At 66.6% G+C, this 20,094-nt stretch carries 24 protein-coding genes; 17 read left to right on the plus strand and 7 right to left on the minus strand.

The features are described 5' to 3' along the window. Window position 1: 1 nt before the first annotated feature. Window positions 2-439, minus strand: coding sequence for a DUF6653 family protein (locus HWX69_RS03700; protein WP_178915760.1), 438 nt, complete (start codon window positions 437-439; stop codon window positions 2-4). A 79-nt stretch (window positions 440-518) separates the two neighbouring features. Here HWX69_RS03700 and HWX69_RS03705 point away from each other — a divergent pair, with 79 nt between their 5' ends. Beyond that, window positions 519-1,823, plus strand: coding sequence for an MFS transporter (locus tag HWX69_RS03705; protein WP_178915761.1), 1,305 nt, complete (start codon window positions 519-521; stop codon window positions 1,821-1,823). A gap of 1 nt (window position 1,824) precedes the next feature. On the opposite strand, the gene HWX69_RS03710 is transcribed toward HWX69_RS03705, so the two are convergent. After that, a complete protein-coding gene (locus tag HWX69_RS03710) occupies window positions 1,825-2,415 on the minus strand; it encodes a riboflavin synthase (RefSeq protein ID WP_178915762.1) in 591 nt (196 codons plus the stop codon). Window positions 2,416-2,505: 90 nt separating this feature from the next. Here HWX69_RS03710 and HWX69_RS03715 point away from each other — a divergent pair, with 90 nt between their 5' ends. Further along, on the plus strand, window positions 2,506-2,736 hold the full coding sequence (locus HWX69_RS03715) for a DUF7533 family protein (RefSeq protein WP_178915763.1): 231 nt from the start codon (window positions 2,506-2,508) through the stop codon (window positions 2,734-2,736). Beyond that, window positions 2,736-2,966: a DUF7533 family protein gene (locus tag HWX69_RS03720; RefSeq protein WP_178915764.1), complete on the plus strand. Its 231-nt coding sequence runs from the start codon at window positions 2,736-2,738 to the stop codon at window positions 2,964-2,966. Before HWX69_RS03715 ends, HWX69_RS03720 begins: the two co-directional genes overlap by 1 nt. A gap of 16 nt (window positions 2,967-2,982) precedes the next feature. On the opposite strand, the gene HWX69_RS03725 is transcribed toward HWX69_RS03720, so the two are convergent. Continuing rightward, a complete protein-coding gene (locus HWX69_RS03725; RefSeq protein ID WP_178915765.1) occupies window positions 2,983-4,827 on the minus strand; it encodes a UvrD-helicase domain-containing protein in 1,845 nt (614 codons plus the stop codon). A gap of 72 nt (window positions 4,828-4,899) precedes the next feature. After that, window positions 4,900-5,073: an HVO_0416 family zinc finger protein gene (locus HWX69_RS03730; protein WP_178915766.1), complete on the minus strand. Its 174-nt coding sequence runs from the start codon at window positions 5,071-5,073 to the stop codon at window positions 4,900-4,902. A gap of 117 nt (window positions 5,074-5,190) precedes the next feature. Between HWX69_RS03730 and HWX69_RS03735 the strand changes: the two genes are divergently transcribed. Next, a complete protein-coding gene (locus tag HWX69_RS03735; protein WP_178915767.1) occupies window positions 5,191-5,859 on the plus strand; it encodes an alpha/beta hydrolase in 669 nt (222 codons plus the stop codon). 21 nt (window positions 5,860-5,880) lie between these two features. On the opposite strand, the gene HWX69_RS03740 is transcribed toward HWX69_RS03735, so the two are convergent. After that, window positions 5,881-6,147, minus strand: a complete 267-nt coding sequence (locus tag HWX69_RS03740; protein WP_156709035.1) for a thioredoxin family protein — start codon at window positions 6,145-6,147, stop codon at window positions 5,881-5,883. Window positions 6,148-6,254: 107 nt separating this feature from the next. Between HWX69_RS03740 and HWX69_RS03745 the strand changes: the two genes are divergently transcribed. The 3 genes from HWX69_RS03745 to HWX69_RS03755 all read left to right on the plus strand — a co-directional run bounded on the left by HWX69_RS03745 (window position 6,255) and on the right by HWX69_RS03755 (window position 9,350). Next, window positions 6,255-6,416 (plus strand): preprotein translocase subunit Sec61beta, encoded by a 162-nt coding sequence (locus tag HWX69_RS03745; protein WP_156709034.1) that lies wholly within the window; start codon window positions 6,255-6,257, stop codon window positions 6,414-6,416. A 121-nt stretch (window positions 6,417-6,537) separates the two neighbouring features. Further along, window positions 6,538-8,640 carry an ATP-dependent DNA helicase gene (locus HWX69_RS03750; RefSeq protein WP_178916597.1) on the plus strand — a complete coding sequence of 701 codons (2,103 nt, stop codon included), beginning with the start codon at window positions 6,538-6,540 and terminating at the stop codon, window positions 8,638-8,640. Further along, window positions 8,637-9,350, plus strand: a complete 714-nt coding sequence (locus HWX69_RS03755; protein WP_178915768.1) for an HNH endonuclease — start codon at window positions 8,637-8,639, stop codon at window positions 9,348-9,350. Before HWX69_RS03750 ends, HWX69_RS03755 begins: the two co-directional genes overlap by 4 nt. A gap of 1 nt (window position 9,351) precedes the next feature. Here HWX69_RS03755 and HWX69_RS03760 read toward each other — a convergent pair whose 3' ends face one another. Then, window positions 9,352-9,834, minus strand: a complete 483-nt coding sequence (locus HWX69_RS03760; protein ID WP_178915769.1) for a 2'-5' RNA ligase family protein — start codon at window positions 9,832-9,834, stop codon at window positions 9,352-9,354. A 51-nt stretch (window positions 9,835-9,885) separates the two neighbouring features. Beyond that, window positions 9,886-10,071: a DUF7554 family protein gene (locus tag HWX69_RS03765; RefSeq protein ID WP_178915770.1), complete on the minus strand. Its 186-nt coding sequence runs from the start codon at window positions 10,069-10,071 to the stop codon at window positions 9,886-9,888. Between the two features lie 87 nt (window positions 10,072-10,158). Here HWX69_RS03765 and HWX69_RS03770 point away from each other — a divergent pair, with 87 nt between their 5' ends. The 10 genes from HWX69_RS03770 (at window position 10,159) to argF (ending at window position 20,056) form a co-directional block, all read left to right on the plus strand. After that, on the plus strand, window positions 10,159-10,920 hold the full coding sequence (locus HWX69_RS03770) for a DUF7345 domain-containing protein (RefSeq protein WP_178915771.1): 762 nt from the start codon (window positions 10,159-10,161) through the stop codon (window positions 10,918-10,920). Between the two features lie 269 nt (window positions 10,921-11,189). After that, window positions 11,190-12,392 carry an argininosuccinate synthase gene (locus HWX69_RS03775; protein WP_178915772.1) on the plus strand — a complete coding sequence of 401 codons (1,203 nt, stop codon included), beginning with the start codon at window positions 11,190-11,192 and terminating at the stop codon, window positions 12,390-12,392. A 4-nt stretch (window positions 12,393-12,396) separates the two neighbouring features. Next, window positions 12,397-13,851 carry an argininosuccinate lyase gene (gene argH, locus HWX69_RS03780; protein ID WP_178915773.1) on the plus strand — a complete coding sequence of 485 codons (1,455 nt, stop codon included), beginning with the start codon at window positions 12,397-12,399 and terminating at the stop codon, window positions 13,849-13,851. A 193-nt stretch (window positions 13,852-14,044) separates the two neighbouring features. Continuing rightward, window positions 14,045-14,209, plus strand: a complete 165-nt coding sequence (gene lysW / locus HWX69_RS03785; protein ID WP_156709028.1) for a lysine biosynthesis protein LysW — start codon at window positions 14,045-14,047, stop codon at window positions 14,207-14,209. 51 nt (window positions 14,210-14,260) lie between these two features. After that, a complete protein-coding gene (gene lysX, locus HWX69_RS03790) occupies window positions 14,261-15,124 on the plus strand; it encodes a lysine biosynthesis protein LysX (RefSeq protein ID WP_178915774.1) in 864 nt (287 codons plus the stop codon). Continuing rightward, entirely contained in the window at window positions 15,121-16,158 is a 1,038-nt protein-coding gene (argC, locus tag HWX69_RS03795) for an N-acetyl-gamma-glutamyl-phosphate reductase (protein ID WP_178915775.1), read from the plus strand. Before lysX ends, argC begins: the two co-directional genes overlap by 4 nt. Continuing rightward, the gene (locus HWX69_RS03800; RefSeq protein ID WP_178915776.1) at window positions 16,159-16,980 is read left to right on the plus strand and encodes an acetylglutamate/acetylaminoadipate kinase; all 822 of its coding nucleotides are present in this window, start codon (window positions 16,159-16,161) and stop codon (window positions 16,978-16,980) included. A gap of 15 nt (window positions 16,981-16,995) precedes the next feature. Then, entirely contained in the window at window positions 16,996-18,123 is a 1,128-nt protein-coding gene (locus HWX69_RS03805) for an aspartate aminotransferase family protein (RefSeq protein WP_178915777.1), read from the plus strand. Then, window positions 18,120-19,166: a [LysW]-lysine hydrolase gene (locus HWX69_RS03810; protein ID WP_178915778.1), complete on the plus strand. Its 1,047-nt coding sequence runs from the start codon at window positions 18,120-18,122 to the stop codon at window positions 19,164-19,166. The genes HWX69_RS03805 and HWX69_RS03810 overlap by 4 nt, the downstream gene beginning before the upstream one ends. Continuing rightward, window positions 19,163-20,056, plus strand: coding sequence for an ornithine carbamoyltransferase (gene argF, locus HWX69_RS03815; protein ID WP_178915779.1), 894 nt, complete (start codon window positions 19,163-19,165; stop codon window positions 20,054-20,056). Before HWX69_RS03810 ends, argF begins: the two co-directional genes overlap by 4 nt. Window positions 20,057-20,094: the final 38 nt, after the last annotated feature.

Here is a 20,094-nt window from a genome sequence, read left to right on the forward strand (position 1 = left end):
ATCAGCCGCCGGCGCCGTCGTCGGCGCGTTGCCACCGAATCAGCGCCTCGATGAACCAGAACTTGAGGCCGACCGAGACGGCATACGCGAGAGTCATCCGCGCCGGTTTCCGCGCGAGCGCGGCGGACACCGTGTAGGCGAACGCACCGATGTTCAGCACGTTCAGTATCTCGGGATAGCCGGCCCCGAACACCGGCCGACCCGCCTCCAGCCACGCGCGTTCGGCGCGGACGCCGCGGTGCATCCAGTCGTCGGTCGACTCCTCCGGTGGGCCGAAGGCGATTGGGTTCAGGGCCGTCCACCCGACGGCGACCGCGAGTAGGCGCCACGACCGACGGTACAGCGCCGCGAGCAACAGCGGGCCGGTCAGCAGCCGCGACCAGCCGCTTTTCGGGTTCGAATGTCTCGACCAGAAGCGCTCCCACGCGTCGGATGCCATAGACGAGAGTCGGCGGCGACGCTCGTAAACCCGCCGACGGTTCGACACGCCTTTGAACCGAACCCCCCGATTTTCGATAGTGACGGACGGACGCCTCCGACGGCTGTGGACCGACCCCGAGCAGCGCCGCTGGCTGGCTTTCGGTGCGCTCGCGGCGACGTACGCCCTGGTTTCCGTCTATCGGCTCTCGACGGCCGTGTTGGCCGACGAGTTGACGCGGGCGTTCTCGGTGACGGGCACGCAACTCGGGACGCTCCACGCGTCGTTCTTCTACGTGTACGCGGCGATGCAGCTACCGGCGGGGGTTTTTGCTGACCGACTCGGCTCTCGTCGGACGGTGGCTGTCGGTGCGGTCGTGATGAGCCTCGGGGGGTTCGCCTTCGCCTTCGCCGACTCCTACGTCGCGGCCTTCGCCGGCCGTGCACTCATCGGCTTCGGCGGCAGCGTCCTGTTCATCGCCATCCTGCGGTTCTGTGCGAACTGGTTCCGCCCCTCCGAGTTCGCACGCATGAGCGGGCTGACGCTGGCCGTGGCGGGCTTCGGGGGCGTACTGGCGACGACGCCGCTCGCGGTCGCGGTCGCAACCGCTGGCTGGCGGGAGACGCTCGTCGGCCTCTCCGTACTCGGTCTCGCCCTCGCGGCCACGGCGTATCTCATCGCTCGTGACTCGCCGTCGGATGCGGGGTTCGACCCGATGGCCGGCGCCGAAACGCCCGGTGCGCCGTCGCTCCGTGTGGTCCTCTCGAACGCCCGACGCGTCCTCGCCGAGGCCGAAACGTGGCTCTGTGGGGTGGTGCTGTTCGCCGGCACCGGCATCAACATCACCGTCTTCGGCCTGTGGGGCATCCCGTATCTCGTTCAGACCTACGGCGTGAGCGTGACCTTCGCCTCGACGTTCACGCTGCTCGGAAGCGCCGGGTTGCTCCTCGGCCCGCCGTCCATCGGCGCGGTTTCGGACCGCCTCGGCTCCCGGACGGGACTCGTCGTCGTCGGCATGGGGCTCTACACAACCTCCTTCGCCGTCCTGTCGGTCACCGGCCGCCCGCCGATGGCCGTCGTCGCCGTCGTCTTCTTCGCCGCGGGAGCCCTCGCCGGCGGCTACGCGCTCACCTACGCGGTCGTCAAGGAACGCCACGACGCGGCTGCCTCCGGCGTCTCGACGGGGACGGTCAACACGATGGCGTTCACCGGGGCGGCCGTCCTCCCGACGCTGATGGGGCTGGCACTGGACACCTACTGGACCGGCGACACCATCGGCGGCGCCCGAGTCTACTCGGAGTTCGGCTATCGGATGGCGTTCGGGCTGGCGGCTGCCGTCTCGTTCGTCGCGTTCCTCGCGGCGCTGGAACTCCACCGGCGGTCGAACGAATCGTTAACGGAGTGATTCAACGGTAGCCGTCGGTCAGACTCTCGACGTACTTCGCGACCACGTCGACTTCGAGGTGGACCGGGTCGCCGACCGATTTCTCGGCGAGCGTCGTCAACTCGTAGGTCGCCGGGATGATGGCGACGGTGAACTCCCCGTCCCGGAGGTCTGCGACCGTGAGCGAGATGCCGTCGACGGAGATAGAGCCCTTCTCGACGACGTACCGACCGAGGTGGTCGGGCAACGAGAACCCGAACGTCCAATCGTCCCCCAACTGCTCGATTTCGGTCACCTCGCCGACGCCGTCGACGTGTCCCTGAACGAAGTGGCCGTCGAAGCGCCCGTCGGCCGGCAGCGCACGTTCGAGGTTGAGCGGGTCGCCGACCTCGATTTCGTCCAGATACGTCCGGTCGAGCGTCTCCTCGGAGCAGAACAGCTCGAAGCTCTCCGCGTCGGCGTCTTCGACCGTGAGACACGCCCCGCTGACGGCAACGCTCTGTCCGTGTTCGAGGTCCGCACAGAACGACGCCGACACGCGGATGCGGCGCCCCTCGGGACCGTCCTCGATTGCGACGACTTCGCCCGTCTCCTCGACGATGCCGGTGAACATACCTCCGCTACGGTCGGCGGGTGTGAAAGCGTCTCGGAATCCGGCTGTGAGCCGGCGGGCTTTTGGGCGTCTCCCGCCTACGAGCCGGTAATGAACCTCCTCGACACCATCGGCCTGTTCGGAACGGTGGCGCTGGCCGCGCCAATCGGCCTCCTCGGTGCCGAGTTCCTCGCTGGCGGCCGGACGGCTCTCGGCGCCGGCTTTCTCGCCGTCGCCGTCGGGCTCGTCGCCGGGATGTACTTCCGACCGAGCCTCTCGGGTACCGTCGCGGACAAACTGCTGGGTCGGGTCCCTGCCGAGCCCGAGGAGGACACTGACTGATGGCGTTCGGCATCGTTCGCTCGCTGCAGCTCATCGCGACGCTCGTCGTCGCCGGTCCCGTCGCGCTCGTCGGCGTTCTCAACGTGATAGAGGGCCGATACGCACTTGGGGCGTTCTTCCTCGCAGCCGCTATCGGTCTCGTGCTCGTCAGCGAGTACATCTACCTCCGACTCGCGGACCGAACGGTCGGTCGAGTGAAACGGCTGAAGAACATCCGCGGCGGTGAGTGACGCTCCCGACTGAGCGTCAGTCGGCTGTCGCTTCGACGCCGGCTTCCTGTGCGTCCTCGATGAGTTCCGCCAGCGTCATCTCGACCGGCTCGTTGTGCAACAGCACGTCGATAGGCAGGGTCGGTGCGCCGTCGACGAGGTTCTCCAGGAGGACGAGGCGTTCGCGGGCGCGGGACATCCCGACGTAGAAGACGCGCCGTTCGTTGTCCGTCAGCGTCGGCACCGGGTCGGTCCGCTTGGTGAACTCCGTGACGCCGACAACCTCCGTGGGGTCCTCGACGGAGGCCGCCATCTGCTCGACGACCTTCTCGGTGAGGTCCGTCGCGACGAAGACGTGGTCGGCCTCACGGCCCTTCGCGGAGTGGATGGTGCCGAGGCGGAGTCGGGTGGGGTCCATCCCGCGGTAGTCGCCCTTGAAGTACGCCTTCACCGAGCGCTCCTGGAAGTTCGATACCTTGGTGAGCATGTCGGCGGCGGAGGCCGGGCCGGGGGTGAAGGGGGCGTGGTCGTCGACGAAGGCGGGGTCGACCGTCATCTCGGTGAGGTCGTCGACGCCGGCCTCCTCTTTGAGCGCGTCGAAGGCCTCGAAGTAGTCGTCGCGGTCGCCGGTGCCGAAGGCGCTGTCGGCGAGCATCTCGCCGAGTCGCTGGGCCTGCAGACCGTTGATGGGGTTGCCCGCATCGAGCGATTCGACTGCGTAGACGTAGTCCCGAAGGCGGTCGGTCCACATCCGCTGGTCGGTCAGCGACGTAAACGGCATGCCGTCGTCGATGAACTCGTCCATGAACTGGAACATCTGATAGCGGGCGCGGAACAGCACCATCACGGTGCCGTCTTCGTCCTGTTCGAGGGTGCCGCGGACGTTGCGGACCAGGTCCAGCATCGACGGCGACCGGACGGCTTCGACGGACCCGCCCTGTTTGCGCGGCTTGAGGTCCTTGTCCTGTCGCTTCTCGATGTGGCTAATCTGGGTGTTGACGACGTTGAGAATCTTCGAGGGGAGTCGATAGGAGTTCGGCAACACGATGTCGTCGTCGACCTCCTCGTCGAGCAGGAGGTTGGGGTCGGCACCCTGCCAGGCGTAGACGACCTGGTCGTCGTCGCCGGCGATTAAGACGCTCTCCATGTGCGGTTTCCACTCCTCGTAGACGCCGTACTGCAGCGTCGTGATGTCCTGAAACTCGTCGATGACGAGGTGCTCGACGTTGGGCAACAGCGAGCGCTGCTGGACGCGTTCGAGCATGTCGGCGAAGCCGACGACGCCCTCTTCGCCCTTGTAGGCGCGCCACGCCCGGATGGCCTCGGGGATGTCGATGCGGTCGTCCGAAGAGGGCCACGTCGGGGTGTACTTGTTGCCCGTCTGGGCGTTGTCGTCGATGTCCGGGGGGAGTCGGACTTCCTCGTCGTCCCACTGGAACGGGACGTCGTACCAGTCGGCCACGTCACGCTCGGTCCGCTGGAGCCACTGGGAGGTGGCGATGATCTTGTTGCCGAGCGTCGTCGACCGCGCCGAGCGCCGACGCGAGGACTTGTACTCGTCTTCGAAATCCAGTCCGTACTCCTCACAGAACTCCTCTTTGTGCTTCTCGCCGACCACGTCGCCCCGTGAGAGGTTCAGCAGTTCGTACGCCTTCGCGTGCATCGTACAGACGTTCCCCCGCAGGGACTTCGGCGTACAGTCGAGCCGTTCGGCGAGCCGTTCGCGGACCTCTTGGGCGGCCGCACGGGTGTAGGAGACGACGAGAATGTCGTTGACCGCGACCCCCTCGTCGAGCATCTCGTCGACGCGGTCCAGCAGGGCCGTGGTCTTCCCACTCCCGGGACCACCGAAGAGCCGAGTCACGTGGGTGGAGTCAGCCATTACCCGTCTAACGCCACGCTCCGGTATAAGTAGCGTGGCTTCCGACGAACGCGGAAACGGCGAGAAGAGCCCTCAGGGCTGCCAGCCGCAGACGGTACACGAAGCGGCGTCGAGGCCGTGAAGCCCCCCGCAGTCGGGACAGCGTTTCTTGTTGTAATCCTGCTCCCAGCTGCGGGAGTCGGTTTCGGTCTCGTGTCCACGGTCCGAGAGGAATTCGTCGAAAAGCTCGTCGTTCGAAGTGGCCATACGGGTTCGCATACGACTACGTGGGCAATAAACTCTGTGGTAGTATCTATCACGGGTCGTGGTGTCGTGGAACGACCGTTACCGGTGGCTTTTGGCCGACAGCGACGTACGACGGGTATGGACACCGACGACTCGACCGAGGACCTGCCGCTGGCCCACGTCAGCCGGCCGGGAACCGTCACGGAGAACGCCCCCGCCGTCGTGTTGATTCACGGCCGTGGGACGAACGAACGGGACCTGCTCCCCATCGCCGCACAACTCCCCGAGGAACTGCACGTCATCAGCGTTCGCGCGCCACAGGAGATGGGCGGACCGAACAGTTACACGTGGTACGACCTCGACCTCTCCGGCGGCGGTCTCCATTCGAGCCAACCCGACCCAGAGGGGTTCCGCAGAAGTCTCGATTTGGTCCACGAGTTCGTCCAATCGGCCGTCGAAACCTACGACCTCGACTCCGAACGGGTCGGCTTACTCGGCTTCAGTCAGGGCGCCATCACCAGCCTCTCGGCGCTGCTCGAACGGCCCGAATCGTATCGGTGGGTCGTCGCGCTGAACGGCTATCTCGCCGACTCTCACGAAGACGAAGTCGACAGTGCCGACGGCAAGCCGGTGTTCGTCGGCTGTGGCGCGATGGACCAGGTGATTCCACCCGAACGCGCCGAGCGCGCTGCCGAACTGCTCGCCGACGGCGGTGCCGACGTACGCTTCGAACGGTACGGCGTCGGCCACGGAACGACGCCACAGGAAATCAGCGACGTGGTCGGGTGGCTGGAAGAGCGGTACTAAAACTGGAAAACGGCGAAAAATTCAGGCGCCGGCTTTGCCGAGCGCGCTCTCGATGTCGTCACGCTGGGTGACCCCGACGAACCGCTCGACGATGCCGTCGTCGTTCTCGACGATGAGGGTCGGCAGCGAGCGCACCTGGTACTCGTTTGCGACGTCCTGCTCCTCGTCGACGTTGACCTTCTCGAAGGCCACGTCGGGGTAGTCCTCTTCGAGCTCGTCGAGAATCGGGTCCTGCGTTTTGCACGGGCCGCACCAGTCCGCGTAGAAGTCCTTGAGGGTGACGGGCATGACTATCGGACGTATTCCAGCCGCGCGCATAAGGGTTTCCCAACCGGCCCTCGGTGAGGGCGACGCTGGGCCGAAACGCTTAGGGTCGCCGCCCCTAACCTGCGGGTATGAGCAGCGGCCAGAACTCCGGCGGACTGATGTCCAGTGCCGGACTCGTCCGGTACTTCGATAGCGAGGATTCCAGTACGCCCACGATGGACCCCCGAACGGTCGTCGCCTTCGGCGTCCTCTTGGGCGTCCTCGTGTTGATGTTGAACGCCCTCGCATAACTTTCGCCCCGCCCAGCGAACCCTTTTATTGGAAAAAGCCTGAGTATTTGGTGTGTCAGAGTCGGCCGGCTACGAGCGGTTCTTCCCCTACGACGAGCCCTACGACCATCAGGACGACGCGATGGGTCGCATACGCGAGGCGCTCGTCGAAGAGCGCGACGTGCTGTTCGAGGGCGCCTGCGGGACGGGCAAGACCCTCGCTTCGTTGGTGCCCGCCCTCGAGTACGGTCGCGCGGCGGGGAAGACGGTCGTCATCACGACGAACGTCCACCAGCAGACCCGCCAGTTCATCGAGGAGGCCCGCGCCATCAACGCCCAGGAGCCGATTCGCTCGGTCGTCTTCCGCGGGAAGGCGTCGATGTGTCACATCGACGTGGGCTACGAGGAGTGTCAGGCCCTGCGGGATACGACCCGGGAGTTGGTCGACAAACAGCAAGACATCGCGGAGCTAGAGCAGCGGGAGCGCGAACTGCTCGATGCGAGCAAGGACGGCAACGGCGAGGCCGCCGAGGCCCGCGGGTCGGTCATGGAGGAACTCGACGACTTAGAGACGAGTATCGAAGCCCTCCAGGAGGAGCGGAACATCTGTGACCGCTACTACAACAACCTCACCGGCGACACCGACGAGTTCTACTCGTGGCTCTACGAGGACGTTCGCACGCCAGACGATATCTACGAGTACGCCCACGAGGCGAACCTCTGTGGGTACGAACTCCTGAAGGACGGGATGGAGGGTGTCGACTTGGTCGTCTGCAACTACCACCACTTGCTGGACCCGATGATTCGCGAGCAGTTCTTCCGGTGGCTCGGTCGAGACCCCGAGGACATCATCGTGGTTTTCGACGAGGCTCACAACGTCGCCGACGCTGCTCGCGACCACGCCACGCGGACGCTCGCCGAGCGAACGCTCGACGGCGCCCTGGACGAACTCGAGGAGTGCGAGGACGCCCGCGCCGAATCGGCGGCCAACGTCGTCGGAGCGTTCCGGACGGCGCTGGTCGACACCTACGAGGACTCCTTCGGCTTCGGCGAGCGCGAGGCCGTCGACGAGGAGTGGGAGGATATCTCCATCGACCGCGAGGAGGGCCGTGACGAACTGTCGGTGGCGTTCCTGCAGGCCTACACCGGACAGGGGTTCGATACCGACCTCGAGGAGGCGCTGGCGCTGGGCGAGGAGTTGGACCGCCGCTACGAGCAGGCCTACAAGGACGGCGAGACGACGACCAGAAAGGAGTGTCCGACCTTGACCGCCGCGGCGTTCATCGAGGAGTGGATGGAATCCAGCGTCGAACCCGGCCAGTACCCCGTGTTGGGCGTTCGCCGGACGGAGACGGGCGTCGTCGGCCGCGCGGAACTGTACACCTGTCTGCCGCGGGAGGTGACCGAACCGCTGTTCGAGGAGTTGCACGCGACCATCCTGATGAGCGCGACGTTGCGGCCCTTCGACGTGACCGAGGACGTACTGGGCCTCGACGAACCGCTGACGATGGCCTACGGCGAGCAGTTCCCCGAGGAGCGCCGCCGCACCTACGCCGTCGAGACGCCGGCGCTGTTCGCGAGCAAACGCGACGACCCCACGGTTCAGGAGACGGTCGGTGAAACCATCGAGGACGCCATCCGATTTACGCCCGGCAACACGCTGGCCTTCTTCCCGAGTTACGCCGAGGCAGAACGCTACTACCACCGGTTTTCGGGCGACTCGACGCCGTATCTCGACGAACCCGGGAAACGGGCCGAAGAACTGCGACAGGAGTTCGTCGACGACGACGACGCCGTGTTGTTCACCTCGCTGTGGGGGACGCTCGCGGAGGGCGTCAGTTTCGACGACGACGACGCCCGAAGTGTCGTCGTCGTCGGTGTCCCGTATCCGCACCTCGACGACCGGATGGAGGCCGTCCAGCGCGCCTACGCTGGCGCCTTCGGCGAGGTGGGAGACGACGATGCCGGGTGGCGCTACGCCGTCGAAATTCCGACGGTTCGGAAGACCCGGCAGGCGCTCGGTCGGGTCATCAGGTCGCCGGAGGACTTCGGCGCTCGGGTACTCATCGACGAACGGTACATGGCGTCGAACCACGCCGAATTGGGTGATTACAGCGTCTACTCGTCGTTCCCGCCGGAGGAGCGCAGCGAACACATCGACATCGCACCGGAGAAACTGAAGTTCGCCATGCTGAACTTCTACACCGACATGGACTCGTGGGGAGGTGACCCACCGACACCATGAGCGTCGATTGGGAACCACGCGCCGAGAAGCGCCGAACGCGGGACGGCGAGGGGCCCCGCTGGGACCTCCTCCGTGAGGAGACACTGGAACGGGACGACTACACCTGCCAGCGGTGTGGCTACCGGCAGGCCGACCGCGGTCAACCGGAACGGCGACTGGAGGCCCACGTCGCGGCGCACGGCTCGCCGTCGCTGGACGACCTCGACAACGCCGTGACGCTGTGTGGGCCCTGTCACGCGACGCTGCACTCCGACGACCCGGCCTACCGGGAGGTGCGGAAGGAGGCGCCGATGTTTCCCGTCCCCGAGGCCCCCGACTCGGTGGCGACGATGCGAAGCGACCGCCAGCACGTCTGTCAGCGCTGTCAACACCTCGCGGATTCGGCGATGCACCTCGCGGCCTACCGGGAGGGGGGGCGCGATTACGTCCTGTGTAAACCCTGTGCTGGGGCGCTGTTGGCGGCGGGCTACGACCCCGAGGCGTTCGAGGTGGCGGGCGAACTCGACGTCAAGGCGCTTCGGCAACAGGCCAGCGATGCGCCGGTGCGGCCGGCGCTGCTCGCCTCCCGTCCGGTTCGGGCGCTGCGGCCGCCGGAGACGGCCTTCGAGCGGTTCGTCTACGACACGCCGCTGCGCTATCTGTTCAATCCCATCGGACTGACGGTCCTGTTCATAATCCTCGGCGTGTTCGCGTCGTTCTATCTCTTCTGAGTCAGGCGGGCAGCGAGACGCGTTCGACAACTTCGCCGTAGTCGGCGGCCCAGACGACGAGCGAATCGACGGTCCACTCGGCGCTCACGTCGCTGCTGGCCACGCGGTCGGCATCGCCGCCGCGGGCGACCGTGACGTGGGGGACGTAGTCGCCGCCTTCGATGCCGTCGACGGGGTCGAAACGGTCACACAAAACGGCGTGAAGGCGCTCCAGTTGCGGCGACTTCACGCGGAGGTAGGCGACCGGCCCACGGCCGGTCGGTGGGTTTCGAAACACGCCGACGCCCGATATTTCGACGGTGAACGGGTCGAGACCGGCCAACGCCTGCCGAACGTCGCGGCCGAGCGACGAGGGGTCGCCGTCGCCGAGACGCTTCACGACGAGCGTGTGACGGTCCCGCGGTGTCGCGGTGAGGCACTCCGAAGCGAGGCCACGAGCGAGCTTCGACACCCCGCCGGGGACGGGGACGTTCAGGCTGTACACTGGCGGTACTCGGCGGGAGAACGGTATAGGCGCTGTGGAACGGTCGCGCCGTCAGATATAGTCGAGGAAGTACGCGACGATGAGCACGACGATGAGGATGCCGACGATGGAACTGAGGCCGCCGAAGGCGAACTGTAGAACGTCGAGGACGATGTCGACGGCAATCCAGACGATGATGAGCACGAGGATAATCTTCAGCAGGTCCTCTACGTCCATACCGGCTCTGTCGGGGAGCATACGGTCGACTGCGCGTGGCGTGTGCAAAAGCACTGTGGCCGTCACGAGGCGAAACCGCTTTGCCACCGGGTCACAGACCAACGGTCGATGCGAGGAACGCTCGCGGTCGCCGTGGCCGTCGTCTGCTGTCTCGCCGTCGCGGTCGGCGCCGGCGTCGGCGCGGCCGCCCACGAGGAACCCGACCGGAACCTCATCGGCATCGAACTGCACGCCGACGGTGATGCGTCGGTCCATCACGTCTCCTCGTACGACCTCGACGACGAGCAGGAACGACAGGTGTACGAGGGGTTCGCAGAGAACGAAACCGCGAGACAGCAGTGGCGAGACGAAATCGAATCGCAGTTCCGGTCGATGGCCGAGAACGGCAGTGCAGCCTCGGGCCGTGACATGCGCGTCCACAACGTCAGCGTCGAGACCTACGAGATGGACGGCGAGGGGTACGGCCGACTCGAAGTTCACGCGACATGGGAGAACTTCGCCTACGCCGAGTCCGACCGCGTCATCGTCGCCGAACCGTTCCGCAGCAGTTACGAACCCTTCGACCAAGACCGTCGCCGGGTCGCGGTGCACGGTCCTGAAGGGTACGTCCGCGGGCAGTTAGCCCCCAGCCCGCTCCGCGTCCAGCGCAACAGCGCGCTGTGGAACCCCAGTACCTCGAACTTCTCGCGGTTCTACGCGGAGTTCACGAACCCGAGTACGGAGACGCCGACCGACGACGCGACGGCGGAGACGACTAACGCCGCCCCCGGCGAGCAGCCATCCGGGTTCGGCACCGCCGCCCGGGCGCTTCTGGTCGCGCTCGTCCCGGTCGCCGTCGCGCTTCTGGCGATTCGCCGCCGACGGAGCTGACCACAGCGACCGGGCTCGGTGGCGTACGCCACGCTATCGCCTGCCACGGAACCGCCGTTCCACAAGCGTTTAATACCGCTCTGAGAATAGAACGAGATACATGACGCAAACCCACCGCTCCGGCGCGTCCGTGCTCACCGGTGGGTACTCCATTCTTCGGCGACCGCGACCGGGCCGTTAGGCCCGAATAGTACTCACTCCAGTCGCGCTCGCCTCGCTTTCAACGAAAACCGTCCGGTTGACGGTCCGTCATCCAAAACACCATATCAATGTCCGACAACGAACGCGTCGCGCTCGCCTTCTCCGGTGGGCTCGACACGACAGTCTGTGTCCCGCTGCTGCAAGAAGAGTACGGCTACGACGAGGTCATCGGCGTCACCGTCGACGTCGGCCAACCCGAAGCCGAGTTCGCCGAAGCCGAAGAGACCGCCGAGGCGCTGAACCTCGAACACTACGTCGTCGACGCGAAAGACGAGTTCGCCGAGTTGTGTTTCGACGCCGTCCGCGCCAACGCCTCCTATCAGGGCTACCCCCTCGGTACCGCACTCGCCCGTCCGGTCATCGCCGCCGCGATTCTCGAGGTCGCCGAACAGCAGGGCTGTACCGGCCTCGCCCACGGCTGTACCGGGAAGGGCAACGACCAACTCCGCTTCGAGGCCGTCTGGCGTGACTCCGACATGGAGGTCATCGCTCCGGTCCGTGAACTCGGTCTCACCCGCGAGTTCGAACAGGAGTACGCCGCCGAGCGCGACCTGCCCGTCGAGGGCGGCGACGAGGGCAAATACAGCATCGACACGAACCTCTGGAGTCGCTCCATCGAAGGGTCGGAACTCGAAGAGCCGAGCTACGTCCCACCGGAGGACATCTACGAGTGGACGACCGCGCCCACGGGCGAGACGCGCGAACTCGAAATCGGCTTCGAGAACGGCTATCCCGTCACCCTCGACGGCGAGGCGATGGAGCCGGTCGAACTCACCCAGACGCTCAACGACCTCGCGGGCGACTACGGCGTCGGCCGCTCCGACATCATGGAGGACCGCATGCTCGGTCTGAAGGTCCGCGAGAACTACGAACACCCCGCGGCGACGGTGCTGCTCAACGCCCACCAGGCGCTGGAGGACCTCGTCCTCACGAAGGAAGAGCGCTCCTTCAAGAAGCAGATCGACCACGAGTGGTCCGAGAAGGGGTATCAGGGCCTCGTCAACGCGCCGCTCGTCGGTGCACTGGAGGGCTTCATCGAGGAGACCCAGACCCGCGTCACCGGGAGCGTGACGATTCGCCTCGAAGGCGGCCAGGCCCGTCCGGTCGGTCGCTCCTCGCCGTACGCAGTCTACTCCGCGGAAGCGGCCTCGTTCAACACCGAGGACGTCATCGGCGGCATCGAACAGGACGACGCCACGGGCGTCGCGAAGTACCACGGCTTCCAGGAGCGTCTGGCCAACCGCGTCATCGACAGTCAGAACGAGGAATAGCCACATGAGCGAAGAGGAAGGTAGCGACGATGTCGTTCGCCGCGAGCGCTTCAGCGGCGGCCCCGCCCGCGGGTTCCTCTCGAGTCTCGCGGCCGACGAACGCATCTTCGAGGCGGACCTCGCGGTCGACCGCGCCCACGTCGTGATGCTCGACGAACAGGGCATCATCGACGGCGACGACGCCGTGGCCATCCTCGAGGCGCTCGACGACGTGGAGGCGGCGGACCACGACGCCCTGCCCGACGGCGAGGACGTTCACGCCGCAATCGAGACAGCCGTCATCGAACACGTTGGCGAGCGCGGCGGCCGGATGCACACCGCCCGTTCGCGCAACGACGAGGTGGCGACCTGCATCCGCTATCGCCTGCGCGAGGACGTGCTGGCGACCGTCGAGACGGTCATCGAGGCCCGCGAGGTGCTGACCGACCTCGCGGCCGACCACACCGAGACGGTGATGCCGGGATTTACGCATCTCCAGCCGGCCCAACCGACGACGGTCGGGCACTACCTGCTGTCCTACGAGTCGGCGCTGGCCCGCGACACCGAGCGACTGCTCGACGCCTACGACCGCATCGACCGCTCGCCGCTGGGGGCGGCCGCCTTCGCGGGAACGCCCTTCGATATCGACCGCGAGCGGGTCGCGGCGTTGCTCGGCTTCGAGTCGGTCCTCGAAAACTCGATGGACGCCGCTTCCGCGCGGGATTTCCTCGTGGAGACGACCGCCGCGGTCGCGGCGCTGTCGACGACGCTGTCGGGGCTGGCCGAGGACCTCGTCGTGTTCTCCAACAAGGGGTTCGTTGACCTCTCGGACGACTACTCCTCGACGTCCTCGATTATGCCTCAGAAGAAGAACCCGGACACGATGGAGCTGGTTCGGGGGGCCTCCGGCGACGCATCGGCGGGGCTGAACGCCCTGCTGACGATACTGAAGGGGCTGCCGCGTGCGTACAACCGCGATCTTCAGCGGGCCCACAACCACGCCTTCGATGCCGTCGACGCGGTCAGGGAGGCGACTGAGGTGGCCGCCGGCGCGGTCGCGACCGCCGAGTGGCCCACTGAGACGCTTGCTGACGCCGCCGGCGAGGGGTTTTCGACGGCCACCGGCGTCGCCGACCTGCTGGCGATGGCCGGCGTGCCGTTCCGGACCGCCCACGAGATGGTGGCGCTCGCCGCCGAATCGGGGTCGGATTACGCGGCCCTCGATGCCGCCGCACAGGATGTGCTCGGCGAACCGCTCGAGGCACGTGTCGACCGCGACGCCGTCGAAGCGGCGCTGGACCCCGAGGAAAGCGTCGCATCCCGCGATTCCTTCGGCGGTCCGGCACCCGAAGCGGTATCCGGCGCCCTCGACCGAGCGGTGACGGCCGTCGAGGTCGACAACGAGGCGCTGGAGGCCCGCCGAGAAGCGGTGGCCGAGGCAGCCGAACGGCGCCGCGAGGAGGTGAACCGTCGTGTCTGAACGACGGCGGCCCGTCCCCCCGCGTCGACCCCCGCCGTCCCCGGCCGGGGACATACTACCACAAAACTGACACGCAACGTCACTCGAACGCTTCAAACGCCTCATTTTCCCGCATAGCGGCCGGTACGCGTTGTTATACTATACTGACAAGTTCGAAGCCTTTAAGTGAATATAGCGACGAGTATCGGTCACAATGGCAGAATGTCCCGAGTGCGGGGCCGAACTGGACCTGCACGACGACCTCGAAGTCGGAGAAATCGTCGACTGTGCGACCTGCGGTGCCGAGCTCGAAGTGGTCGGAGACGACCCCGTCGAGCTGGAGACGGCACCTGAGCTGGAAGAGGACTGGGGGGAGTAAGGCGATGTACGTCGGCGCAGCCAGCTACGCGACCACCGAGGGTGTCTGAGCATGAACGTAGGCATCCTCTACTCGCGCATCCGTCGCGACGAGAAGCTCCTGCTCAGCGAGCTCCGCGACCGTGGCCACGAGGTGACGAAAATCGACGTCCGAAAGGAGCGTTTCAGCGTTCACGACGTTCCGGAAGTCTTCGACGGCGTCGACATCGTGGTCGACCGCTGTCTCGCGACCAGCCGGTCGCGCTACATCACCCGATTCGTCGATTCCTACGGGATTCCGGTCGTCAACGAACCGGAGACGGCGGCTATCTGCGCCGACAAAGCACGGAACAGCCTCGTCCTCGCGAACGCGGACGTGCCGACGCCCGCCACCGAGGTGGCGTTCACCAAGGAATCCGCTATGGAATCCATCGAGCACTTCGGCTACCCCTGCGTGCTGAAACCCGTCGTCGGGTCGTGGGGCCGACTGATGGCGAAAATCGACTCCCGCGACGCCGCCGAGGCCATCCTCGAACACAAGGAGACCCTTGGCCACTACGAGCACAAGGTGTTCTACATCCAGGAGTTCGTCGAGAAGCCGGGCCGTGACATCCGCGTCGTCGCCACCGACGGCGAACCCGTCGCGGCGATGGCTCGCTCCTCGGACCACTGGCTCACCAACGCCGCCCGCGGGGCCGAGACCGAACCCATCGAGGTCACCGAGGAGATGGCCGACCTCGTCGAACGCGCCTCCGATGCCGTCGGCGGCGGCCTGCTCGGTGTCGACCTCATGGAAACCGGCGACTCCTACACCGTCCACGAGGTCAACCACACCGTCGAGTTCAAAGCGCTCAACGAGGTCACCGACGTGGACGTGCCCGGTACGGTCGTCGACTGGCTGGAGGCGAAGGTACAGGGCGTCGAGGTGACCGCATGAGCTACACCGCCTCGGTCGTCGGGGGTAGTGGCTTCACCGGCGGCGAACTCCTCCGCCTCCTCGACGGCCACCCCGAATTCGAAGTGACACAGGCCACCTCTCGAAGCTACGAGAACAAGACCGTCGGCTCGGTCCACCCGAACCTCCGGGGGATGAACCTCCGGTTTTCGAGTCCCGAAAACCTCGACTCCGTCGACGTGCTCTTCGCGTGTACGCCTCACGGCGTCACGATGGACCACATCGACGCCTTCCGGGAGGCCGCCGACACCGTCGTCGACTTGAGCGCGGACTTCCGACTGAACCGCGAGGAACAGTACGACGAGTGGTACGACGGCCACGACCGACCCGAACTGCTTTCGGAATCCGAATACGCGCTGCCGGAACTCAACCGCGAAAACCTCGCCGGCGCGGACCTCATCGCGTCGGGCGGCTGTAACGCGACGGCCGCAATCCTCGGCCTCAAGCCGCTGTTCGACGCCGACATCCTCTCGGGCGACGAGCAGGTCGTCGTCGACGTGAAGGTCGGCTCCTCGGAGGGTGGTGCCGGCGGCGGGGAGGCCTCCTCGCATGCCGAACGCTCCGGCGTCGTCCGGCCGTACGCTCCCACGGGCCACCGCCACGAGGCCGAAATCGAGGAGTACCTCGGCACGCAGGTCTCCTTTACCGCCCACGCGGTCGACATGACTCGCGGCGCCTCCGCGACCTGTCACGTCTACCCCAACGGGCCGGTCTCGAAGGGCGACCTCTGGCAGGCCTATCGCGGCAGCTACGAAGAGGAACCGTTCGTCCGGCTGGTCGCCGGCGGCTCCGGGGTGTACCGATACCCCGAACCGAAGGCGGTCGCTGGCTCGAACTTCGCGGAGGTCGGCTTCGAGGTCGACCCCCGCAACAAACGCCTCGTCGTCTTCTCGGCTATCGACAACATGATGAAGGGCTCCGCGGGACAGGCGGTCCACGCGGCCAACATCGCCCTCGGACTCGAGGAGACGGCCGGACTGGAGTTCACGGGAATGCACCCCGTGGGAGCGCCGTAGATGACCGTCGTCGTCAAAATCGGGGGCGCTCGCGCCGTCGAACCGGAGGGCGCACTCGCCGACATCGCCGCCGTCCGCGAGGACGGTACCGACGTGGCGGTCGTCCACGGCGGGTCGACCGCCGTCGACGACGCCCTCGAGAAGATGGGTATCGAACCCGAATACGTCGAGACGCCGAGCGGCGTCGTCGGCCGCTTCACCGACGAGGAGACCATGGACGTGTTCAAGATGGCGATGTCGGGCCTCGTCAACACCGACCTCGTCACCGGCCTCCAGAACCACGGCGTCGACGCGGTCGGCCTCTCCGGCGTCGACGGCAAACTGCTGTACGGTCCACGGAAATCCGCCGTCCGCGTCGTCGAAGACGGCAAGAAGAAGATTCGCCGCGGCGACCACTCCGGCAAAATCGAGGACGTCAACGGTGACCTGTTGTCGACGCTCCTCGAAGACGGCTACACGCCGGTGGCCTCGCCGCCGATGCTTGCGGACGACGGCGTGGCGGTCAACACCGACGCCGACCGTGCGTCGGCGGCGACCGCGGCCGAACTCGGCGGGACGCTCGTCTCGCTGACCGACGTGGAGGGCGTGTATCGCGACCCCGAGGACGCCTCGACGCTCATCGAGTCCGTCGAGACGCCCGACGAGTACGAGGAACTGAAAGCCGCCGCCGAGGGGTTCATGGGCCGGAAGGTCATGGCGGCGACGGAGGCCCTGGAAGGCGGCGCGAGCGAAGTCGTCGTCGCCAGCGCCAACGCCGAGAACCCCATCCAGTCGGCGCTTTCGGGTGGCGGCACGCACGTCTACCCGAGCGCGCTGGAGTGACACCTGATTAGAACTATGAGCGGATTCGTCTTCTCCGAGAAACCCATCGAAATCGACCGTGGCGAGGGGGTCTACCTCTACGACACGAACGGAACCGAGTACCTGGACTTCGGCGCGAGTTACGCCTGTACGCCGGTCGGTCACTGCCACCCGGACGTCGTCGAGGCCGCGACCGACCAGATAGAGCGGCTCATGTACGTTCAGGCCTCCTACCCCAACGCCCCGCGGACGGCGCTGTACGAGCAGTTGGCCGAGGTCGCGCCGGGCGACATCGACAACGTGTGGCTCTGTAACTCGGGGACCGAGGCCAACGAGGCCGCGCTGAAGTTTGCCCGACACGCTACCGGGCGCTCGAAAGTCGTCGCGACGATGCAGGGCTTCCACGGCCGGACGATGGGGTCGCTCGCCGCGACGTGGAAAGACGAGTACAAGGACGGCTTCGGCCCGCTGGCCGGTGATTTCGAGTTCGTCCCCTACGGCGACGGCGAGGCGATGGCCGACGCCATCGACTCCGAGACTGCAGCGGTCATCGTCGAACCGCTGCAGGGCGAAGGTGGCATCAACCCCGCCTCGACGGAGTACCTGCAGACGGTTCGGGAGGAAACCGAGGCGGCCGGCGCGGCGATGATTCTCGACGAGATTCAGACCGGTCTCGGCCGGACCGGGTCGCTGTGGGCCGCCGACGACCACGGCGTCGTACCCGACGTAGTGACGACGGCGAAGGGCCTCGGCAGCGGCCTCCCCATCGGCGCGACGCTCGTTCGCGACTGGATTGCCGAGGATTGCGGCAACCACGGGTCGACGTTCTCCGGCGGCCCGGTGGTGTCGGCGGCGGCGGGTGCCACCCTCGACGTCATCGAACGCGAGGACGTTCCCGCTCACGCCGCCGAAATCGGTTCGTACCTCACCGAGGAACTCGAAGCCGCCATCGGCGAGTCGGTCCGAGAGGTCCGCGGCAACGGCCTGATGGTCGGCGTCGAAGTGAAACGGGGGGCCAACCCCATCCTGCGTGACCTCGCGTTGGAGCACTCCATCCTCGCGTTGCCGGCCGGCCGCAGCGTCGTCCGTCTCCTGCCGCCGTTGACCATCGAGCGTGAACACGCCGACAGGGTGGTCGAGGCGCTGGAGGACATCATCGCATGAGCGACGCCACTCCCGACGAGGAGGCACGCGACCTCTTGGAGACGCTCGTCTCCATCCCCTCGCCGACGCCCGAGGAAGCGGAGTGTGCCGAGGCGCTCGCGGCGTTCTTCGAAGACCACGGCCGGGACGTGTTCATCGACGAGGTCGGCAACGTTCGCGCGCCGGCCGACGATTCGGTACTGTACACTTCCCACATCGACACGGTACCGGGCGACATTCCCGTCCGAGTCGAGGACGGCGAGAACGGCCCCGAGTTGTGGGGTCGCGGCTCCGTCGACGCGAAAGGACCGCTCGTCGCGCTTGCGGTCGCTGCCGTCCGGACCGGCGTCTCCTTCGTCGGCGTCGTCGGCGAGGAAGTCGACTCCCGCGGCGCCCGCCACCTCATCGCCGAGCGCGAGGCACCCGAGGCGGTCGTCAACGGCGAACCCTCCGGCTGGGACGGCATCACACTCGGCTACCGCGGCATCCTGCAGGGCACCTACGTCGCCACCTCCGAGTCCGGCCACACCTCCCGCCCGGAGAACAACGCGATTCAGGACGCCATCGCGTGGTGGTCGGCCGTCGAGGAGACTTTTGGCGGCGACGAGTACGACCCCGTCTTCGAGCGCGTGACCGCCAAACCCGTACACATCGAGGGCGGCACCAGCGACGACGGACTGGCCGTCGAGACGACGCTGGACGCCCAACTGCGCGTTCCACCGTCGTATTCGACCGACGAGGTCCGGGAGTTGGCCGACGCCGAGCTGTCGGGTTCCGGTACCGTCAACTGGAAGGACGCGGTCGAACCGACGATGCAGAGCCCCCGGACTGCAGTCGGGCGGGCGTTCCGCGTCGCCATCCGCGAGGCCGGCGGTGACCCCCGCCTGCTCCGGAAGACCGGCACCGCCGACATGAACATCTTCGCCGGGGCCTGGGACTGCCCGATGGCGACGTACGGTCCCGGCGACTCGGACCTCGACCACGCGCCCGACGAACACCTCGAGTTACGCGAACTCGACCGTGCGACGGCGGTACTGGAGGCCGTCGCGGAGGACTTGCAATGAACTTCCTGAACATCGACGACCTCACGCGCGAGGAGATAGACGACGTGTTGACGCGGGCGACCGACCTCAAGGAGCGGACCGCCCGCGGGAAAACCGACGACGCCATGGACGGCCGGACGCTCGGCATGATATTCGAGAAACCCTCGACGCGAACCCGGGTATCCTTCGAGACCGGCGCGACCCAGTTGGGCGGCCACGCCATCTTCCTCGGCCCCGACGACATCCACCTGGGCCACGGCGAACCCGTCAAGGACACCGCTCGCGCGCTCAGTCGATACGTCGACGTCATCATGGCGCGGGTCTTCGACCACGCCGACGTGGTCGAGTTGGGCGAGTACGCCGAGGTGCCCGTCGTCAACGGCCTCACCGACGACGCCCACCCCTGTCAGACGCTCGCCGACCTGCTGACCATCCGCGAACGATTCGACGGCTTCGACGCCCGAGTCGCGTGGGTCGGCGACGGCAACAACGTCTGTCAATCGTTCGTGTTGGGTGCGGCCATCGTCGGCCTCGATCTGGTCGTCGCCACGCCCGAGGGCTACGGCGTCGACGACGACGTGTTAGAACGCGCCGAAGAACTCGGTAGCGCCCCCGAAATCGTCGCGGACCCACAAGCGGCCGTCGACGGGGCGGACATCGTCTACACCGACGTGTGGGTGAGCATGGGCGAGGAGTCCGAGCGCGCCGAGAAACTCGAAGCGTTCTCGCGTGCGGGCTTCCAGGTCAACGACGACTTACTCGACGACCAGCGGGTCATGCACTGTCTGCCCGCCCACCGCGGCGAGGAGATTACCGACGCCGTCATGGAGAGCGACCGGGCCATCGTCTGGGACCAGGCCGAGAATCGCCTCCACGCTCAGAAGGGGCTGTTGACGTACCTCCTGGACTGACTGGGCGTTCCGAAAGCGGGTTACCGTCCGGTATCGGG

Source organism: Natronomonas gomsonensis, assembly GCF_013391635.1.
GTDB lineage: Archaea > Halobacteriota > Halobacteria > Halobacteriales > Haloarculaceae > Natronomonas > Natronomonas gomsonensis_A.

Bases quoted from the DNA above. Each gene is read 5' to 3' on its own strand.
- lysW (WP_156709028.1), top strand. From the start codon at position 14,045: ATGGCAGAATGTCCCGAGTGCGGGGCCGAACTGGACCTGCACGACGAC.
- HWX69_RS03730 (WP_178915766.1), bottom strand. From the start codon at position 5,073: ATGGCCACTTCGAACGACGAGCTTTTCGACGAATTCCTCTCGGACCGT.
- HWX69_RS03775 (WP_178915772.1), top strand. From the start codon at position 11,190: ATGTCCGACAACGAACGCGTCGCGCTCGCCTTCTCCGGTGGGCTCGAC.
- HWX69_RS03710 (WP_178915762.1), bottom strand. From the start codon at position 2,415: ATGTTCACCGGCATCGTCGAGGAGACGGGCGAAGTCGTCGCAATCGAG.
- HWX69_RS03800 (WP_178915776.1), top strand. From the start codon at position 16,159: ATGACCGTCGTCGTCAAAATCGGGGGCGCTCGCGCCGTCGAACCGGAG.
- lysX (WP_178915774.1), top strand. From the start codon at position 14,261: ATGAACGTAGGCATCCTCTACTCGCGCATCCGTCGCGACGAGAAGCTC.
- HWX69_RS03700 (WP_178915760.1), bottom strand. From the start codon at position 439: ATGGCATCCGACGCGTGGGAGCGCTTCTGGTCGAGACATTCGAACCCG.
- HWX69_RS03720 (WP_178915764.1), top strand. From the start codon at position 2,736: ATGGCGTTCGGCATCGTTCGCTCGCTGCAGCTCATCGCGACGCTCGTC.
- HWX69_RS03810 (WP_178915778.1), top strand. From the start codon at position 18,120: ATGAGCGACGCCACTCCCGACGAGGAGGCACGCGACCTCTTGGAGACG.
- argH (WP_178915773.1), top strand. From the start codon at position 12,397: ATGAGCGAAGAGGAAGGTAGCGACGATGTCGTTCGCCGCGAGCGCTTC.
- HWX69_RS03715 (WP_178915763.1), top strand. From the start codon at position 2,506: ATGAACCTCCTCGACACCATCGGCCTGTTCGGAACGGTGGCGCTGGCC.
- HWX69_RS03805 (WP_178915777.1), top strand. From the start codon at position 16,996: ATGAGCGGATTCGTCTTCTCCGAGAAACCCATCGAAATCGACCGTGGC.
- argF (WP_178915779.1), top strand. From the start codon at position 19,163: ATGAACTTCCTGAACATCGACGACCTCACGCGCGAGGAGATAGACGAC.
- argC (WP_178915775.1), top strand. From the start codon at position 15,121: ATGAGCTACACCGCCTCGGTCGTCGGGGGTAGTGGCTTCACCGGCGGC.
- HWX69_RS03765 (WP_178915770.1), bottom strand. From the start codon at position 10,071: ATGCTCCCCGACAGAGCCGGTATGGACGTAGAGGACCTGCTGAAGATT.
- HWX69_RS03735 (WP_178915767.1), top strand. From the start codon at position 5,191: ATGGACACCGACGACTCGACCGAGGACCTGCCGCTGGCCCACGTCAGC.
- HWX69_RS03745 (WP_156709034.1), top strand. From the start codon at position 6,255: ATGAGCAGCGGCCAGAACTCCGGCGGACTGATGTCCAGTGCCGGACTC.
- HWX69_RS03750 (WP_178916597.1), top strand. From the start codon at position 6,538: ATGGGTCGCATACGCGAGGCGCTCGTCGAAGAGCGCGACGTGCTGTTC.
- HWX69_RS03755 (WP_178915768.1), top strand. From the start codon at position 8,637: ATGAGCGTCGATTGGGAACCACGCGCCGAGAAGCGCCGAACGCGGGAC.
- HWX69_RS03725 (WP_178915765.1), bottom strand. From the start codon at position 4,827: ATGGCTGACTCCACCCACGTGACTCGGCTCTTCGGTGGTCCCGGGAGT.
- HWX69_RS03770 (WP_178915771.1), top strand. From the start codon at position 10,159: ATGCGAGGAACGCTCGCGGTCGCCGTGGCCGTCGTCTGCTGTCTCGCC.
- HWX69_RS03740 (WP_156709035.1), bottom strand. From the start codon at position 6,147: ATGCCCGTCACCCTCAAGGACTTCTACGCGGACTGGTGCGGCCCGTGC.